Source organism: Phenylobacterium sp., from assembly GCF_035276905.1.
Classification (GTDB): domain Bacteria; phylum Pseudomonadota; class Alphaproteobacteria; order Caulobacterales; family Caulobacteraceae; genus Phenylobacterium.
On record NZ_DATELG010000044.1, the window covers coordinates 1 to 4032 of the forward strand.

A 4032-nucleotide genomic window follows, 5' to 3' on the forward strand; every position below is an offset into this window, starting at 1 on the left:
GGCATCTTGGCGATCGCCTGCTCGAAGGCGTCGAGGTTCTCCTTGGTCGGCAGGCTGAGCTTGACGGTGCAGTAGACCTCGAAGGTCAGGCCCAGCCGCTCGCGGTCGAGGATGGTGACCCGCCGCTGGATGATGCCGGCGTCCTCCAGCCGCTTGATCCGCCGCCAGCACGGGCTGGAGGACAGGCCGACGCGATCGGCGACCTCGGCGACCGACATGCCGGCGTCGTGTTGAATCAGATCCAGGATCTTCGCGTCCACCGCGTCCAGGGTCTCGGACAAGTTTTCCTCCTGCCTATGCAGTTTCGGCGCGATGTTCGTGCCCCAAAGTGGGGGTGATGGGGCATGCTTTTGGCAAGCAATTGCTCCGCTCTTATATGATCTTCTAACGGACCTTGGGAGGGTCGAAAGGAAAGAAATTGCAATGCGGCACTTCGATGTGACGCTGGATGACAAATTTCTCCTCACGGAGGGACGCGTCTTCATCACCGGCGTGCAGGCGCTGCTGCGCATCCTGCTCGACCAGAAGAGGCTCGACCGCGCCGCGGGGCTGAACACCGCGGGCTTCGTCTCCGGCTACCGCGGCTCGCCGCTGGGCGGGCTCGACCAGCAGGCCCATCGCGCCGGGAAGCTGCTCGGCGAGGCCGATATCGTCTTCAAGGAAGGCCTGAACGAGGACCTTGCCGCCACCGCCGTCTGGGGCAGCCAGCAGGCCAACCTGTTCCCCGGCGCGCGCTACGACGGCGTTTTCGGCATGTGGTACGGCAAGGCCCCGGGCGTCGATCGCACCGGCGACGCCTTCCGCCACGCCAACTTCGCCGGGACCTGGCCGAAGGGCGGGGTGCTGGCGGTGGCCGGCGACGACCACCTCTGCAAGTCTTCGACGCTGCCCTCGCAGTCGGAGTTCGCCTTCCAGGACCTGGAGATGCCGGTGCTTTCGCCGGCCGACGTGCAGGAGGTGCTGGACTACGGCCTCACGGGATATGCGCTGTCGCGGTTCTCGGGCCTCTGGACGGCGCTGATCGCGCTCGCCGACACCATGGACTGCGGCATGACCATCGAGGTCGGGGCCGAGCGCCATCGCTTCACGACGCCCGAGGGCTTCCGCCGGCCCGCCGGGGGCCTCGGCATCCGCCTCAAGGACCAGCCGCTCGACAAGGAGCGCCGGCTGCGCGGCCACAAGCTGCCGGCGGCGCTCGCCTTCGCCCGCGCCAACCGGATCGACCGCGTGGTCCTGGGCGGCGCTCGCCCCAGGCTGGGGATCGTCTGCCACGGCCAGGCCTACAAGGACGTGCTGGAGGCGCTGGCCGCCATGGGGCTGTCGCCGGACGCGGCCGCGGGCCTGGGCCTTGCGGTCTACAAGGTCGGCATGCCCTGGCCGCTGGAGCCTCAGGGCCTGAAGGCTTTCGCCGCCGGCCTCGAGACCCTGATGGTGATCGAGCACAAGCGCGGGATCGTCGAGACCCAGGCGCGCGCGGCGCTTTACGACCTGCCGGCGCACGCCCGGCCCACCATCATCGGCAAGACCGACGAGCGCGGCGCGCCGCTGCTGTCCGAGACCGGCGCGCTCTCCATCGCCGAGATCGCGCTGGCGCTGGCCGACCGCCTGCCCGCGGGACCGCACATGGAGCGGGTGCACGACTACCTGGGCCGGGTCTCGGCCGCCTCGATGGCGGCGGTGACGCTGGCCGCGGACCAGCAGCGCAAGCCCTACTTCTGTTCCGGCTGCCCGCACAATTCCTCGACCCGCCTGCCGGAGGGCTCGCGGGCGCTGGCCGGCATCGGCTGCCACTACATGGCGAGCTTCAGCGACCCGGCGACCGATCTCGCCAGCCACATGGGCGGCGAGGGGCTGACCTGGGCCGGCGCGGCGCCCTTCACCGAGCAGAAGCATGTCTTCGCCAACCTCGGCGACGGGACCTACAACCACTCCGGCTCGCTCGCCATCCGCGCCTCGGTCGCCGCAGGCTCGAACATCACCTACAAGCTGCTGTTCAACGACGCGGTCGCCATGACCGGCGGCCAGCCGGCGGAAAGCGGCTTCACCGTCCCGCAGATCACCCGCCAGCTCGCCGCCGAGGGCGTCGCCCGCGTGGTGGTGGTGGCCGCCGAGCCCGAGCGATACGCGCACGTCACCGACCTCGCCCCCGGCGTGGAGGTGCGCCCGCGCGCCGAGCTGATGAGGACCCAGCGCGAGCTGCGCGAGGTTCCAGGCGCCACCGTCCTGATCTACGATCAGGTGTGCGCCACCGAGAAGCGGCGCCGGCGCAAGCGCGGGACGATGGCCCAGGCGGCGAAGCGGGTGATGATCAATCCGCTGGTCTGCGAAGGCTGCGGCGACTGCTCCAAGGCTTCGCACTGCGTCTCCGTCGAGCCGCTGGAGACCGAGTTCGGCCGCAAGCGGACCATCAACCAGTCGAGCTGCAATCAGGACTACTCCTGTCTCGACGGCTTCTGCCCCTCGTTCATCACCGTCGAAGGCGGCGGGAAACCGCGCCGCAAGGCGGCCGCGCCGGCGCCCGCCGCCCCGGCCGTTCCGCTGCCGCAGTTCGAGCCGCAGGATGGGGTGCGCAACATCGTCTTCACCGGCGTCGGCGGCACGGGCGTGACGACCGTCGCCCAGGTCCTGGCCATGGCCGCCCATGTCGACGGCCGCGCGGCCTCGGTGGTCGACATGACCGGCCTGGCGCAGAAGGGCGGGGCGGTGTTCAGCCACGTGCGCATCGGCGATACCGAGCAGGCGACCGTCGGCGGCCGCGTGCCGCAGGCCAGCGCCCATGTGCTGATCGCCTGCGACGTGCTGGTGGCGGCCGGCGCCGATGCGCTCGCCCTCTACGCCAAGGACCGGACCGTGGCGGTCGGCAACGGCGACTTCGCCCCCACCGCCGACTTCATCGCCGACCGCGACGCGACCTTCGACGCCGCCGCTCAAGGCCGGCGCATCGCCGCGGCGACCAGGTCCTACGCCCAGGCCCCCGCCCAGGCGCTGGCCGAGCGCGAGCTGGGCGATGCGATCTACGCCAACATGATCCTGCTGGGCTGCGCCTGGCAGAAGGGCGTGGTCCCGGTCTCCAGCCGCGCCCTCTATCGCGCGATCCGGTTGAACGGCGTCGACGCCGAGGCCAACCTGGCGGCCTTCGAACTGGGCCGCAAGGCGGCGTTCGCGCCCGAGAACCTGGCGACGCCGACGCCGACGATCCAGTCGGTCGACGAGCTGATCCGCCACCGCGCGGAGGAACTGACCGCCTACCAGGACGCCGCCTACGCTCGCCGCTACCTCGATCGCGTGGAGGCGGTCCGGCGGGCCGAGGCGCGGCTGGGCTCCGAGACCCTGACCCGCGCCGTGGCGGCCAATCTCTACAAGCTGATGGCGGTCAAGGACGAGTACGAGGTCGCCCGACTCTATTCGGACGGCCGCTTCGCCGCCCTGCGCGAGGCGACCCTCGAGGGTGGCAAGGCCAAGGTGCTGCTGTCGCCCCCGCTGCTCGCGCCGAAGGACGCAGAGGGCCGGCCGCGCAAGATGGCCTTCGGCGGCTGGATGCTGACCCACGGCTTTCCGGCGCTCGCCAGGCTCAAAGTCCTGCGCGGGACCCCGCTCGACCCGTTCGGCTGGACGGCCGAGCGCAAGATGGAGCGCGGCCTGCTCGCAGACTACGAGGAGGGCGTCGACCGGCTTGTCGGCGGACTGACGTCCGATCGCCTGCCGCTGGCCGTGCAGATCGCCGAGATTCCAAGGCAGATCCGCGGCTTCGGGCACGTGAAGGAAGCGTCGGTGGGGCCGGCGAAGATCGCGGAAGCGCGGCTGTGGGAGGCGTGGGAGAGGGGCGGGGAACTCGCACCCGCGTAAATGCTGTTCAGCACGCAGTCGCTGCCGCCCCATGTTCCCCCGCGCCCCGTCGCGCGTTAAGCCTCGCGTATGGCCGAGTTTGATTTCGACGCGGTGGTGGTGGGTGCGGGCGCGGTGGGGCTGGCTTGCGGCTATGCGCTCTCCCGGCGCGGGCTCGTGGTCGCGGTGCTGGAGCAGGAGGCCGCC

3 protein-coding genes are annotated in these 4032 nt (G+C 70.8%); 2 read left to right on the forward strand and 1 reads right to left on the reverse strand.

The annotated features are described in order from the left end of the window. Window positions 1–281 (reverse strand): Lrp/AsnC family transcriptional regulator (locus tag VJS38_RS01710; RefSeq protein WP_324086425.1); only part of this gene is annotated, 281 nt, incomplete at its 3' end. A gap of 142 nt (window positions 282–423) precedes the next feature. Between VJS38_RS01710 and VJS38_RS01715 the strand changes: the two genes are divergently transcribed. Beyond that, on the forward strand, window positions 424–3846 hold the full coding sequence (locus VJS38_RS01715) for an indolepyruvate ferredoxin oxidoreductase family protein (RefSeq protein WP_324086426.1): 3423 nt from the start codon (window positions 424–426) through the stop codon (window positions 3844–3846). Window positions 3847–3915: 69 nt separating this feature from the next. After that, window positions 3916–4032 (forward strand): FAD-dependent oxidoreductase (locus VJS38_RS01720; protein WP_324086427.1); only part of this gene is annotated, 117 nt, incomplete at its 3' end.